Here is a 14,141-nt window from a genome sequence, read left to right as displayed (position 1 = left end):
TGAGCATGACCCGCATCATCGCCGGATTCGCCGGCTCACTCACCCTCCGGGTGCCGCGCTCCGGCACCCGCCCCACGAGCGACCGCGTGCGCGAGGCGATCTTCTCCGCGCTCGAGGCGCGCGACGCCCTCGACGGCGCCCGCGTGCTCGACCTCTACGCCGGCTCGGGCGCGCTCGGCCTCGAGGCGGCGAGCCGCGGCGCCACCGACGTCGTGCTGGTCGAACGCGCCAAGCCCGCGGCCGAGGTGTGCCGGGCCAACGCCGACGCCCTGCTGAGGGCGGCGAAGAGCGGGCGGCGGCCGCACCTCCGCGTGGCCGTGCGCCCCGTCGCCGCGTATCTCGAGACGGCCGCCGCGGGCGTCGACCTTGCGTTCATCGACCCGCCGTACGACCTCGACGAGGGCGCGCTCGCGCGCGACCTCGAACTCCTCGCACCCCTGCTGGCTCCCGACGCCGTCGTGATGGTCGAACGCAGCTCCCGCTCCCCCGAGCCCGCATGGCCCGTCGGCATCGAGCCGGAACGACGCCGCGACTACGGCGAGACGACGCTGTGGTGGGCGACCACGGCTCAGCCCGACCTGCCGTCCCAGCCCGAGTAGGGGTCCCAGCCCGCCGAGTCGATCGCGACACCGTCGACGAAGAGCCGGCCCGCGGCATCGGTGACGATCCCGATGCGCTCGAACGGCTCCGGCAACGCAGTGCCGGCCGGGAAGGTCGCGAGCAGGCCGTGGTCCTCGCCGCCCGCCAGGGCGAGCCGCACATCCGGCCCGAGCGCGGCCGCCGTGAAGTCGATGCCGACTCCACTCGCCTGTGCGATGCGGCGGGCGTCCCGCGCGAGTCCGTCGGAGACGTCGAGCATCGCCGTGGCCCCTCCGATCGCGGCGGCGACGCCGGCGGCGACCGGCGGCGACGGTGCCAGCTGGGCGGCGACGAGTTCGGGATGCCTGGCGCGCAACGCCTCGGCGGCAGCGGCGTCGGGTTCGCCCGCGGCATCCGTCGCCTCGCCGAAGAGCAGGGCGAGACCGCGGGCGGCGTCGCCGCGAGCGCCGGCATGGGCGACGACGTCGCCGGGACGGGCGCCGCTCCGAGTCACCGGCGACCGGCCCTCGAGGTCTCCGAAGGCCGTCACCGCGATCGTCAGCACCGCGGAGGCCGTGAGGTCGCCACCGACGACGCCCGCGCCGGGCGCGAGTGCGGAGAGCCCTTCGCGGAGGCCGTCGGCAATGCCCTCGAGCACCGAGGCGTCGAGCGACGGCGGCGCGGCGATCGCCACGACGAGCGCGGTCGGACGCGCGCCCATGGCGGCGACGTCGGTGAGGTTCGTGGCCGCCGCCTTCCAGCCGAGCTCGAACGGCGTCGACCAGGCGAGCCGGAAGTCGGGACCCTGCACCATGAGGTCGGTGGTCACGACGAATCGCCCGTCGGCGGCGGCGACCACCGCCGCGTCGTCGCCCGGGCCGAGGATCGCGGCGTCGGCCGGGCGCAGGCGCGGCAGGATGCGCGCCAGCGCGGCGTCTTCACCGAGTTCTCCGACGGTACGGGGCAGGGCAGCGGGGTCCGTGCGGTCGGGCTCGTGCATGCCTTCACGCTAGCGTGCGCGCCGGCCGCGACGTCCAGCTCCGTTCCGGCTGCTCGCGATAGCCTGAACGGGATGTCCGATTCACCCGTCGCCCCCCGGTCTCGCTCGAGACGCCGCCTGCTCGCCGCCGCCATCGCCGCCGCCTCGACGCTCGCATTCGCCGGCTGCAGCCAGCCCGTGCCGATCGAGACCGCGCCGCTCGCGAGCGATCCCGCGTGCGCAGCCGTCGTCGTGCGCCTTCCCGACACGCTCGCGAAGGACACCGAGGCCGAACAGTCCGAGCGCGAGACCAACGCGCAGGGCACCGGCGCGTGGGGCGAACCGGCATCCGTCATCCTGCGCTGCGGCGCCGAGACGCCGGGCCCGACGACCGATCGCTGCGTGAGCGTCAACGGGGTCGACTGGGTGATCGACGAGTCGGATGCCCCGAACTACCTGTTCACGACCTACGGGCGCACGCCGGCCGTCGAGGTGCTCGTCGACAACGACGTGGTCTCGGGCACGACCGTCATCACCGAGCTCGCGGCGGCGGTCTCCGTGATCCCGGCCGACGGCGGCTGCACGACGCTCGACGAGACGTTCGACGAGACGACGGGCTGACGCCCCTCAGCGGCTGATGCCGCTCAGCGACTGATGCCGCTCAGCGACTGCCGCGCGCGTACCCGCCGTCGATGAGTTCGGCGATGAGGTCGGGGTACGCGAGCCCCGACTGCTGCCAGCAGGTCGGGAACATCGAGATCGGCGTGAAGCCCGGCATCGTGTTGATCTCGTTCACGACGAAGCCCTCGTCGGTCAGGAACACGTCGACCCGGGCGAGCCCCTCGCCGCCGATCGCCTCGAAGGCGTGGCGCGCGACGCGCTGCAGCTCGAAGAGCTCACCGTCGCCGAGCTCGGCCGGGCAGATCAGCTCGACGCCCGGAGCATCGAGGTACTTCGCCTCGAAGTCGTAGAACTCGCGGCCGCTCACGACGACCTCGCCGGCGACGCTCACGCGAACCGGGCTGCCGGCACCGCCGAGCACCCCGCACTCGATCTCGCGGCCGATCACGGCCGCCTCGACGAGCACGGTGCCGTCTTCGGCGAACGCGATCTCGAGAGCGGCGTCGAGCTCGGCCCAGTCGGCGACCTTCGTCACTCCCACCGAGGAGCCGGCGCGTGCCGGCTTCACGAACACGGGCAGGCCGAGCGCCTTGGTGCGGCGCTCCCACAGCTCGCGGTTCTCATCGAGCGAGGCCCGGGTCAACGTCACCCACGGCGCCACGGCGATGCCGGCGCCCTCGAGCACCGTCTTCGTGAAGTGCTTGTCCATGCCGATCGAGGAGGCGAGCACGCCGTTGCCGACGTACGGCAGACCGAGCAGCTCGAGCAGCCCCTGCACCGTGCCGTCTTCGCCGAAGCGGCCGTGCAGGATCGGGAAGACCACGTCGATGTCGCCGAGCGAGCGCTCGCCCGCGGCATCCGTCACCGTCAGCTCGCGCGACGACGCGCTCTCGGGCCAGCGCACCCGGCTGCCGTTGTCGACGACCTCGGGCAGGTGCGCCGGGTCGAGGGCGAAGCGGTCGGGGTCGTCGGACTCGAGCACGAACGCGCCGTCGTGGGTGATCCCGACCGGGATCACCTCGAAGCGGCTACGGTCGATCGCCCGGAGCACCCCGCCCGCCGTAGCGCAGCTGATCGAATGCTCGCTGGAACGCCCTCCGAACAGCAGAACCACTCTGAGCTTGTCCATCGATCGTCCTTTCGCCCTGCGGCTCGTCATCTGTTGTGAGGTGGGGCGCGATGTCCTTCGGGTCGAGGGTGCCCGCGAGCACCTGTCGAACCTGTTCGACGATGGGCATGTCGACGCCCATCGCGCGCGCCAGTTCGAGGATCGGCCCGACGGATGCGAGCCCCTCTGTGGTCTGCTGCATCTGATTGACGACGTCGTTCAGGTGGTAGCCCTGGCCGAGCAGTCGCCCGGCGGTGTTGTTGCGCGAGAGCGGCGACTGGCTCGTCGCGATGAGGTCGCCGAGCCCCGCGAGACCGGCGAGGGTCTCGGGGTGCGCACCGTAGGCGACCGCGAAGTCCGTCATCTCGACGAGGCCGCGCGTGATGATCGACGCCTTGGTGTTCTCGCCGTAGCCGACGCCGTCGACGATGCCGATCGCGACGGCGATGAGGTTCTTCAGCACGCCGCCGAACTCGGTGCCGATCACGTCGGTGTTCACGAACGAGCGGAAGTATCGGTTCCGGGCGACGGATGCCACGGCCTGCGCCGTCTCGAGGCTCGTCGACGACACGACGGCGGCCGTCGGCTGCTCCTTCGCGATCTCGAGCGCGAGGTTCGGCCCCGAGATCACGGCGATCTGCGCCGGATCGATGCGCAGCACCTCGGCGATGACCTCGCTCATGCGCTTGCCGGTCGACTTCTCGACGCCCTTCATGAGCGAGACGACGGATGCCTGTGCGTGCAGGTGCGGCGCGATGATCGCGAGGTTCTCGCGCAACGACTGGCTCGGCACCGAGATGTAGACCTGCTCGGCGCCCGCGAGGGCGAGGTCGAGACGGCTCGTGGCCCGGAGGTTCAGCGGCAGGTTCACGCCCGGGAGGTAGTCGCTGTTGCGCTTGGCCTCCTGGATCTCGCGCGCCAGCTCGGGGCGCCGTGCCCACAGCACCACGTCGGCGCCGCCGTCGGCGAGGATCTTCGCGAAGGTGGTGCCCCAGCTGCCGGCGCCGAGCACGGCGACGCGCTTTCCGGCCGCCTTCCGGCCTGCCGCCTTCTTGGCGGGAACTCTAGTCTTCAAGGCGCCCCGTCTCCTTCTGACCGTGCTGCGTCGGATCCCAGCGCTCGGCCGGAGCCGGTTCGCCGCGCACCTCTGCGAGCAGTTCGGCGATCGCGTCCATGAGCTCGCCCGTCGCCTCGAGCAGGGTGCTCTGCGTGAGCGGCTTGCCCTGATAGGCGCTGAGGTCGAGCGGTTCGCCGATGATGACGTCGATGGTCTTCCGCGGGAACGGGTGGATCTTCTTGCCGTAGCGCGGCATGAGCTCCTGCGTGCCCCAGTGGGCCGCGGGAATGATCGGGATGTCGCGTTCGAGCGCGATGCGCACGGCGCCCGTCTTGCCGCGCATCGGCCACAGGTCGGGGTCGCGGGTGAGCGAGCCCTCGGGGTAGACGACGACCATGCGCCCCTTCTCGACGAGCTCCTCGGCCGCCCGAAGGGCCCGGTGGCTCTTGCTGCCCGCACGCTCGACCGGGATCTGCCCGGAGGTGCGCAGGAGCCAACCCAGCACGGGGTTCTTGAAGAGCGAGGCCTTCGCGAGGAATCTCGGTGCGCGACCGAGCTTCCACACAGCTGCCCCGATCACGAGGGGATCGATCTCGCTGTAGTGGTTCGGCGCGAGCACGAACGCGCCCGACTGGGGCATCCGCTCACGGTGGTGGAACCGGTAGCGGACCGCGAGGCCGAGCGGCGGGAGGGCGATGGCGGCGAGGAGCCAGAAGAACGACGGTCGGCGGGTCTCCGAACGCGGCTTCATGGAACTCGTCGAGGGAGTGTCGTCGTGTGGCACTCCCCCATTATCCTTCGAGTTCGAAGTCCGCCCCGAGGAGCTCCAGCTTCGTGATGAAGTTCTCGTAGCCGCGGGCGATGATGCCGACGTTGGAGACCGTCGAACGGCCGTCGGCCGTCAGCGCCGCGATGAGGTGACTGAAGCCGCCGCGCAGGTCGGGCACCTCGATGTCGGCGCCCGTGAGCCTCGTCGGGCCCGAGATGATCGCCGAATGCTTGAAGTTGCGCTGCCCGAAGCGGCAGGCCGCCGAGCCGAGGCACTCCTTGTGCACGTCGATCGACGCGCCCATCTCGACGAGCGCGTCGACGAAGCCGAACCGCTGCTCGTAGACGGTCTCGTGCACGATGGAGACGCCCTTCGCCTTCGTGAGGGCGACCACGAGCGGCTGCTGCCAGTCGGTCATGAAGCCCGGGTGCACGTCGGTCTCGATGATCACCGGCTTCAGTTCGCCACCGGGGTGGAAGAAGCGGATGCCGTCCTCCTCGATCTCGAAGGCACCGCCGACCTTGCGGAAGACGTTGAGGAAGGTGAGCATCTCGGGCTGACGCGCGCCGCCGACGAAGATGTCGCCCTCGGTCGCGAGCGCCGCAGCGGCCCAGCTCGCGGCCTCGTTGCGGTCGAAGAGCGCGCGGTGCGTGTAGCCGTCGAGCTTCTCGACGCCCTCGATGCGGATGACCCGGTCGGTGTCGACCGTGATGATGGCGCCCATCTTCTGCAGGATGTTGATGAGATCCATGATCTCGGGCTCGATCGCCGCGCCCGAGAGCTCGGTGATGCCGTCGGCGAGCACCGCGGTCAGCAGCACCTGCTCGGTCGCCCCGACGCTCGGGTAGGGCAGCGACACCTTGGCGCCGTGCAGGCCGCCGGGCGCCGACATGCGGATGCCGCTCGGCAGCTTCTCGACGATGGCGCCGAAGTTGCGCAGCACCTCGAGGTGGTAGTCGATCGGGCGGTCGCCGATGCGGCACCCTCCGAGGTCGGGGATGAACGCCTCGCCCAGCCGGTGCAGCAGCGGTCCGCAGAACAGGATCGGGATGCGGCTCGACCCGGCGTGCGCGTCGATGTCGGCCATGTGCGCGGTCTCGACCGCCGACGGGTCGAGGATGAGCTCGCCCTCGACGCCGTGCGTCACACTGACGCCGTGCACCTCGAGCAGGCCGCGGACGATCCGGACATCGCTGATGTTCGGCACGTCCTTCAGCACACTCGGAGTGTCGCCGAGGATGGCCGCGACCATCGCCTTCGTGACGAGGTTCTTCGCGCCCTTCAACTCGATGCGACCGCGGAGCGGCTTGCCGCCGTTGATCGTGATCTTGTCGACGTTCAGCCCGACTGCCGTTCCATGGTTCTTGGCATCTTGCCCGAGTGTGTTCACAGACTCCCTGATTCCGCCGGCTCCCTGATGGGGAGCGTCTTCGGCCGCCACGATTCTCGATGAGACTCGAATTCGGCGATTGCTGCTTCATCTCTGAGGGTGAGCCCGATGTCATCGAGCCCCTCGAGCAGCCTCCACCGAGTGTAGTCGTCGATCTCGAACGGCACCTTCAGCGACCCTACGGTCACGGTTCGCTCAACCAGATCGACGGTCACCTCTATTCCCGGGTCGGCCTCGACGACCTCCCAGAGGCGCTCCACGTCCTCATAGGCGACCTGCGCGGCGAGCAAGCCCTGCTTGCCCGAATTGCCGCGGAAGATGTCGCCGAATCGCGAGCTGATGACGACGTCGAATCCGAAGTCGCGCAACGCCCAGACCGCGTGCTCGCGGCTCGAGCCGGTGCCGAAGTCGGGGCCGGCGATGAGCACCTTCACGCCCTGGTGCTCGGGGCGGTTCAGCACGAAGTCGGGGTCCTGGCGCCAGGCGTAGAAGAGCGCGTCGTCGAAACCGGTCTTCGTGACCCGCTTCAGGAACACCGCGGGGATGATCTGGTCGGTGTCGACGTTCGAGCGGCGCAGCGGAGCAGCAGTGCCCGTGACGGTGGTGACCTTCTCCATGATCAGTTCCCCTCCCCTTCGGTCTGCAGATCCCAGGGGCTCGAGAGGGTTCCGCGAATGGCGGTGGCAGCGGCCACCAGCGGCGACACGAGGTGCGTGCGGCCGCCCTTGCCCTGGCGCCCCTCGAAGTTGCGGTTCGAGGTCGACGCGCAGCGCTCGCCCGGGGCGAGCTGGTCGGGGTTCATGCCGAGGCACATCGAACAGCCGGCGAAGCGCCATTCGGCGCCGAAGTCGGTGAAGACCTTGTCGAGGCCCTCGGCCTCGGCCTCGAGCCGAACGCGAGCCGAGCCGGGCACGACCATGACGCGCACGCCCTCGGCCTTCTGCTTGCCCTTGATGATCGAGGCGAAGGCGCGGAGGTCTTCGATGCGACTGTTGGTGCACGAGCCCATGAAGACGGCGTCGACCGCGATCTCCTTCAGCGGCGTGCCGGGTTCGAGCGCCATGTACTCGAGTGCGCGCTCGGCGGCGGCACGCTCGTGCTGGTCGTCGATCGACGCGGGGTCGGGCACGGTCTCGGAGAGCGAGACGCCCTGGCCGGGGTTCGTTCCCCACGTGACGAAGGGCTCGAGGGTATCGGCGTCGATCGACACCTCGGCATCGAACTGCGCTCCCTCATCGGTGGCGAGCGTCTCCCAGTAGGCGACGGCGTCGTCCCAGTCGGCGCCCGACGGCGCGTGGTCGCGACCCTCGAGATACGCGTACGTCGTGGCATCCGGTGCCACCATGCCGGCGCGGGCGCCGGCCTCGATCGACATGTTGCAGATCGTCATGCGGCCGTCCATCGAGAGCGCGCGGATGGCGCTGCCGCGGTACTCGAGCACGTAGCCCTGGCCGCCGCCGGTGCCGATCTTCGCGATGACCGCGAGGATGATGTCCTTCGCCGTGACCCCGGGACGCAGGGTGCCCTCGACGTTGATCGCCATGGTCTTGAACGGCTTCAGCGGCAGGGTCTGCGTGGCGAGCACGTGCTCGACCTCGCTCGTGCCGATGCCGAACGCCATCGCACCGAACGCGCCGTGCGTCGAGGTGTGCGAGTCGCCGCACACCACGGTGATGCCGGGCTGCGTGAGGCCCAGCTGCGGGCCGACGACGTGCACGATGCCCTGCTCCTTGTCGCCGAGCGAGTGCAGGCGGATGCCGAACTCGGCGGCGTTGCGGCGCAGGGTCTCGATCTGCGTGCGGCTCGTCAGGTCGGCGATGGGCTTGTCGATGTCGAGCGTCGGCGTGTTGTGGTCTTCCGTCGCGATCGTCAGATCCGGCCGTCGCACGGGGCGGCCCGCCATGCGTAGGCCGTCGAAGGCCTGCGGGCTGGTGACCTCGTGCACGAGGTGCAGGTCGATGTAGATCAGGTCGGGGGTGCCGTCTTCGCCCTGCTTGACCAGGTGGGCGTTCCACACCTTCTCGGCCAGGGTGCGCGGGGCGTCACCCGTCGCGACAGCGTTGTTCGTGGGTGCTGCGTTCATGCGTTCGTCTTCCTCAGATCCAGGGGTCAGCCGACGACAGACTCCGCGGCGGGGAAGGCCTCAGAACGAAGCCCCGCCGCGGCAACGAAGGAGAAGACGTCGTCGTGCGCGCACGTCTTCAGGCTAACACCTCGAAAACGTCGGGCCCGCCAGATGACGACGTGCGGTCACGCCCGCTCGACGCGCACCGCGAAGGTGCCGAGCTCGACACGATCGCCCGGCGAGAGCACGACGCGCTCGCCCGGATCGAGGTCGCGCTCGACGCCGTGCGCATCGGTCACGAGCACGCCGTTCGTCGAATGCAGGTCGGTGATCGAGAGCTCGGCGCCCTCGAGATCGATGATCGCGTGGGTCTTCGACACCGACTTGGCGGCATCGACGACGGGCACGAGCACCGCGTGCGGCCGCACCGGCACGGGCGCGGGATCGCGACCGAGCACGAGCGAACCGCCGACCTGGAACCGCTGGCCGTCGTCGAGCGAGAGCACCCACGGGCCATGCGGCAGCGCCTCGGCTTCGGGCACGACCGGTTGCGGCGGTGGCGCAGGCGCCACGGGCGTGAATGTCGGGAATGCGGCCGGCGCCACGGCAGGCGCGCGCCGCGGCGGCGCCTCGACGGTGTCGGGGATCAACCCGGGAGGCGGAACGATGAACCCCTCGTGTTCCACGGCTCCACTCTAGGCGAGCGCCCGACGACGGCGCAGCACCCGCGTCATCCTGCTGCGGGTGCTGCGGCCTCGCCGCCTCCGGGCTCAGCGGGCTTGGCCGGCTTCGCGGGCTTGGCCGGCTTGGCCGGCTTCGCGGGCTTGGCCGGCTTCGCGGGCTTGGCCGGCTTCGCGCCCGAGATGTCCACCTGCGCCCAGTCGCGCTTCGAACGGATGCGGAAGCGGCTGAAGAGACGCCGGAGACGACCGGATGCCGCGCGCGCGAGGCCGACCGCCTCGCTCGCGGCGTTCCAGCTCTCGTCGACGACGCTCTGCTCGACCTCCTCGCCGCTGAAGACGGCCCGGTCGGTGGCATCGGCCAGCGGCATCACCCGGATCCCGCTCGCGGGCGCATCGGCGCGGATGACCCGCACCGGGCCCGTGTCGGTGTGCGCTCCGCGCGCATCGCCGAGACCCTGCTCGCGCAACTGCCGTTCGATCACGGTGGCCGTCTGACGACGGCTGCCGACACGCGGCACGTCGAAGCCGAGCTCGGCGAATTCGTCGGTCAACTCGTCCCAGGCCCCCGCGACGCGTCGATCTCCGGAACCGCGGTTGCGCCGCCGACTGCGACGGCGTGCCTTGATCGCGGCGATCACGAGCATCGTGCCGAAGAACAGCAGCAGCGGGATGCCGACCACACCGGCCGTGATCCATGCCCACAGCGGGATGACGAACGGCTGGTTCTTCTTCTCGTCGTCGCTGTCGTCGATCTCGACGGCGGTGAGCAGGTCCTCGTCCTCGTTGTCGCTCCGCGGAGGCTGGCGCACCTGGGGCTGCGGCTCCGACTTCGGCTTCGGCGTCTGGTCCTGCGGGATGTCGGTCTCGTCGGGAGTCGGGTGGAAGGCCACCCAGCCGACGTCCTCGAAGGCGACCTCGACCCAGGCCGTGACGTCATCGCCCACGACCTCGACGGATTCAGCGTCCTCGCCGATCTGGGGTGCGAATCCCATGACCACCCGGGCCGGATACCCGAGGTACCTGGCCATGAGCGCCATCGCCGAGGCGTACTGCTCCTCGTCACCGATCATCTGGCTCCGCGTGAAGAGCTCGATCATGCGGTCGGCGCCGTGTCCGGCGCGTGAGGGGACGGCGTCAGAGGCGAGGCCGTGACTCAGGAAGCCCTGCGTCTTCAGCGCCGTCTCGATCGCGCGAAGCTGCTCGATGGGCGTCTCGGCGTCGCCTGCGAACTCCTGCGCCTTGGCGACGACGACGTCGGGCGTGTTCTCCACGGGCGCGAGGTCGATCATCGCTGCAGGGGTGTCGACGAGATCGTCGTCGTCGATGCCCTTCTGCAGCGTCGCGTCGATCGAGTAGCGATACGCCTCGTCGACGCCGCTCGTCAGCACCGCGGTGCCGGACGCCGGGTTGTAGCGCAGGTCCCCCGCGCTGTCGACGCTCGTGGCGTCGTCGAACGTCAAGCGGGTCGGATACCCGACGCCCGGCAGCCAGACGTCGTCGTATCCGGCGATCTCGATCTCGGCCGAACGTTCGGCGCCGGCGCGCATCAGCTCGGGCAACGGCAACGTCTCGCCGACGAGTTCGAACCCGCCGTCGGACGAGACCATGTCGTCGGGGCCGGCGACGTTCCAGAGCCGGCCGTCGTACGAGTCCATGCTCGCGAGCCGGATGACATCGCCCGGCTCGAGTCCGGTCGCCGTGAAGAGCGGCGTGTCGGCCAGATCCTTCGTGTATGCGCGGAAGCCCGCGAGCGGGCTCGGGAAGGCGAGCGGATCGAACGGCGGCGTGATCTCCTCGCGCAGCACGAAGCGATCGGGCTGGGTCGGGGCGAGCGCGGTGCCGGCGAGGGCGCCGACGAGCACGGCGCCGGTGACGAGCATGCCCGTTCCTGCGAGCTTGCGGCGCCGGAGCCTGGTCGCTCCCTCATCGCTCGCCGCGGGAGCCGCCTGCCGGCGCCAGCCGAGCCAGATGAGCGCGATCGCGGCGAACGCGACTCCGCGGACTCCGGCGAAATAGGTCTCGTCGGTGCCGAGCAGGATGCCCGAGAGGAACAGGAGCGCCGGACCGATGAGCAGCACGCTCGCCCGAAGCGGCGTGCGGCGGATCGTGAGCCAGCGGCTCGCGAGCATCGTGCCGACGAGCGCGACCAACCAGGTCGCGAAGTAGGGCACCACCGGGATGTAGTACGGCGCTTCGACCGGCGTCTGCAGGGTGACGATGTCCGCCCAGCCCCACACGGCGCCGAGCGCGAGGCCCGCGAGCGTCTCGAGGCTCGGCACCACACCGAACAACGACTGGGCGGGCATCGTGAGCGCACTGCCGAAGAGGAAGTAGCCGAGCAGGGCCGCGAGCACGTTCGTGACGACGCCGAGGCGGAGCACGTAGCCGAGCACGCCGAACGCGGTGCCGACGACGAGACCGCCGACCCCGGCGATCAGGAAGTTGCCGTCGCCGAACGAGGTCTCGTATCCGAGGACGCCGAGGAGCGAGAGCACCGAGATGATCGCGACGTCGGGCCACGCCCGGGCCGGAAACGGCCGTGTGGCCGACGGGCCGGTCGGCGCGGCGGCGTCCGCGACGCCGGAGGGCATCTGCGAGGAGTCGGTCACGGTCGCACCCGCCGCATCACCCGGGGCAGATCGCCGATCGCACCGATCGTCACGACCGTGAGGCCCGACACCTTCGCGATGCGCGACGGCGCACCGAACTCGGCTCGGAACCCGATGGTCTGCGTGTCGAGGCCGAAGACGGTCTCGGCGGCACGGAAGTCGGCGAGGGGCACCTGCGAGCCGCCGACGATCATCACGACGCTCGGCGGCGGCAGGCGCTTCGTGGAGTCTCGCGCGAAGTCGCGCAGGTTCGCGTGGTCGCCCGAGGTCTCGACCAGCCGCGAGGAGTCGTCGAGCAGCGACGTCGGGGTGGCGGTGGAGAGCGGCATCCGCTCGCTCACGATGCTCATCCTGGTGCCGTCGCGCACGACCTGGACGCCGATCGACGCGGTGATCGAGATGGCGAGTTCGAACTCGTCCTCCGACGCGTAGGCGTCGCGGTCGGTCGTGTGCACGATCGTGAGCTGCGACCGACGGGTCTCCTCGAACTGGCGCACCATGAGCTGGCCGGTGCGGGCCGAGGTGCGCCAGTGCACGTTGCGAAGCGCATCGCCCGGTTCGTAGGAACGCAGGGCGTGGAAGGAGATGTCGTCGTTCGTGATGGTCTTCGTGACCTCGCCCTCGAGGTCGCGCACGAGGCCGGAGGCGCTCGGTGCCAGCCGAGCCGTCACGGGATGCACGAAGAGCTCGACCTCGTCGGTCCAGCGCACGGTGCGGCGCAGCAGTCCGAGCTGGTCGCCGCGCACCGTGATCGCGGGGCCGGCGACGATGACGGCACGACGATGCGTCGGCACGGCGAAGAGCTCGTCGTGCTCGGCGCCCGGTGCGAGCACCGGGACCACGAACTCGGCGACGGCGCCGCCGACCGGCAGCTCCATGCGCGACGGGATCGACGGCTTCGCCGCGATGTTCGTCACCAGCATGCGGCCGAGCGCGCGCTCGCCCGCGACGACGCGGTGCGGGTTCAGCTCGATGTGCACGCTGAAGTTCGCGCGGCCGAAGACGAACGCGACCGCGACGAGGAGTGCGGCGGCGAGCGTCGCCGCGACGAAGCCGAACTCGATCCAGCCGAAGATGCGGCTGAGCGCGAACGCCGCCACTGCGCCGGCGAGCACGATCCAGCCGAGGGGCGAGACCACGCTCGTCACCGGCGCCGCGAACCCGAAGACGCGGCCCAGGGCCTGGCCCGACAGCCGGAGCGCATTGCGGACGCCGCCCGTGATGGCTCGCCAGAGACTCCGCAGGGCGATGGCGGTCTGCGAGGGCACGCGCGGAGCGGCGGCCTCCGGGCGTTCGGGCGCGGCGGTGCTCGTCATGCCGCGCGGTACGCGGGCGGTTCGATGTCGACCAGCACTCGGCTCACGATGTCTTCGGCGGTGACGCCGGCGAAGTCCGACTCGGGGTCGACGATGATGCGGTGCGCGAGCACGGGCACTGCCAGCTCGCGCACGTCGTCGGGCGTGACGTAGGTGCGGCCCTGCGACAGCGCCCAGGTCTTCACGGCACGCGCAAGTGCGAGCGCACCGCGCATGCTGACGCCGAGCGTGGAGTCCTTGTGGGAGCGGGTCGCGGTCACGATGTGGTTGAGGTAGGCGAGCACGGATGCGTCGACGAACACCTCCGACGCCAGCTGGGCCATCGCCGCCACCGACCCGGGGGCGATGATCGGCGAGACCTTCGAGGCACGGGCGCGGTTCGAGGAGTCGAGGAGCAGGGCGACCGCGGTGTTGTGGTCGGGGTAGCCGAGCGACGTCTTGATGAGGAAGCGGTCGAGCTGCGCCTCGGGCAGCGTGTAGGTGCCGGCCTGCTCGACGGGGTTCTGCGTCGCGATGACCATGAACGGGCGGCCGACGTCGTGGCTCACGCCGTCGACGGTGACGCGTCCCTCCTCCATGACCTCGAGGAGTGCCGACTGCGTCTTCGGGCTGGCCCGGTTGATCTCGTCGGCGAGCACGATCGAGGCGAAGATCGGGCCCTTGTGGAACTCGAAGACGCCCTTGCCCTGGTCGTAGATCGTGACGCCGGTGACATCCGACGGCAGCAGGTCGGGGGTGAACTGGATGCGCGAGTTCGAGCCGTCGAGCGTGTTCGCGAGCGCCTTGGCGAGGACCGTCTTGCCAGTGCCCGGCACGTCCTCGAGCAGCACGTGGCCGTCGCTGAGCAGCGCCGTCACCACGAGCCTGATGACCTCGCGCTTGCCGAGGATCGCCTGGTCGACGTTGTCGACGAGCTTGGCGAATGCGTCGGCGAACCAGTCCGCCTGTTCCTGTGTCACTGACAT

13 protein-coding genes are annotated in these 14,141 nt (G+C 70.5%); 2 read left to right on the top strand and 11 right to left on the bottom strand.

Annotated features, from left to right (window positions below):
* The first annotated feature begins 5 nt into the window (after positions 1-5).
* Entirely contained in the window at positions 6-599 is a 594-nt protein-coding gene (locus BUR99_RS02060; RefSeq protein WP_074258700.1) for an RsmD family RNA methyltransferase, read from the top strand.
* On the opposite strand, the gene thiL is transcribed toward BUR99_RS02060, so the two are convergent.
* Complete coding sequence (thiL, locus tag BUR99_RS02055) at positions 569-1,579, bottom strand: thiamine-phosphate kinase (RefSeq protein ID WP_074258699.1); 1,011 nt, start codon at positions 1,577-1,579, stop codon at positions 569-571. The two genes, BUR99_RS02060 and thiL, sit on opposite strands and share 31 nt — an antisense overlap.
* 72 nt (positions 1,580-1,651) lie before the next feature.
* Here thiL and BUR99_RS02050 point away from each other — a divergent pair, with 72 nt between their 5' ends.
* A complete protein-coding gene (locus BUR99_RS02050) occupies positions 1,652-2,179 on the top strand; it encodes a DUF3515 domain-containing protein (protein ID WP_074258698.1) in 528 nt (175 codons plus the stop codon).
* Positions 2,180-2,219: 40 nt separating this feature from the next.
* On the opposite strand, the gene BUR99_RS02045 is transcribed toward BUR99_RS02050, so the two are convergent.
* The 10 genes from BUR99_RS02045 to BUR99_RS02000 form a co-directional block, all read right to left on the bottom strand.
* Positions 2,220-3,308, bottom strand: coding sequence for a D-alanine--D-alanine ligase family protein (locus BUR99_RS02045; RefSeq protein ID WP_074258697.1), 1,089 nt, complete (start codon positions 3,306-3,308; stop codon positions 2,220-2,222).
* The gene (locus BUR99_RS02040; protein ID WP_084183531.1) at positions 3,208-4,299 is read right to left on the bottom strand and encodes an NAD(P)H-dependent glycerol-3-phosphate dehydrogenase; all 1,092 of its coding nucleotides are present in this window, start codon (positions 4,297-4,299) and stop codon (positions 3,208-3,210) included. Before BUR99_RS02040 ends, BUR99_RS02045 begins: the two co-directional genes overlap by 101 nt.
* A 52-nt stretch (positions 4,300-4,351) precedes the next feature.
* Entirely contained in the window at positions 4,352-5,095 is a 744-nt protein-coding gene (locus BUR99_RS02035) for a lysophospholipid acyltransferase family protein (RefSeq protein ID WP_074258695.1), read from the bottom strand.
* Positions 5,096-5,135: 40 nt separating this feature from the next.
* Entirely contained in the window at positions 5,136-6,503 is a 1,368-nt protein-coding gene (murA, locus tag BUR99_RS02030) for a UDP-N-acetylglucosamine 1-carboxyvinyltransferase (protein ID WP_074258694.1), read from the bottom strand.
* Entirely contained in the window at positions 6,500-7,120 is a 621-nt protein-coding gene (leuD, locus tag BUR99_RS02025; protein WP_074258693.1) for a 3-isopropylmalate dehydratase small subunit, read from the bottom strand. Before leuD ends, murA begins: the two co-directional genes overlap by 4 nt.
* Before the next feature lie 2 nt (positions 7,121-7,122).
* Positions 7,123-8,586, bottom strand: coding sequence for a 3-isopropylmalate dehydratase large subunit (leuC, locus tag BUR99_RS02020; protein WP_074258692.1), 1,464 nt, complete (start codon positions 8,584-8,586; stop codon positions 7,123-7,125).
* A 167-nt stretch (positions 8,587-8,753) separates the two neighbouring features.
* Positions 8,754-9,254, bottom strand: coding sequence for an FHA domain-containing protein (locus BUR99_RS02015; RefSeq protein ID WP_074258691.1), 501 nt, complete (start codon positions 9,252-9,254; stop codon positions 8,754-8,756).
* A 44-nt stretch (positions 9,255-9,298) separates the two neighbouring features.
* Complete coding sequence (locus BUR99_RS02010; RefSeq protein ID WP_074258690.1) at positions 9,299-11,860, bottom strand: transglutaminase TgpA family protein; 2,562 nt, start codon at positions 11,858-11,860, stop codon at positions 9,299-9,301.
* Positions 11,857-13,176 (bottom strand): DUF58 domain-containing protein, encoded by a 1,320-nt coding sequence (locus BUR99_RS02005; protein ID WP_084183530.1) that lies wholly within the window; start codon positions 13,174-13,176, stop codon positions 11,857-11,859. The genes BUR99_RS02010 and BUR99_RS02005 overlap by 4 nt, the downstream gene beginning before the upstream one ends.
* On the bottom strand, positions 13,173-14,141 hold the full coding sequence (locus tag BUR99_RS02000) for an AAA family ATPase (protein ID WP_200802651.1): 969 nt from the start codon (positions 14,139-14,141) through the stop codon (positions 13,173-13,175). The genes BUR99_RS02005 and BUR99_RS02000 overlap by 4 nt, the downstream gene beginning before the upstream one ends.

The sequence above is a fragment of the Agromyces cerinus subsp. cerinus genome, assembly GCF_900142065.1.
GTDB classification, from domain to species: Bacteria; Actinomycetota; Actinomycetes; order Actinomycetales; family Microbacteriaceae; genus Agromyces; species Agromyces cerinus.
Note: the sequence above shows the minus strand (reverse complement) of the source record. Positions and strands in the feature narration are given on the sequence as shown.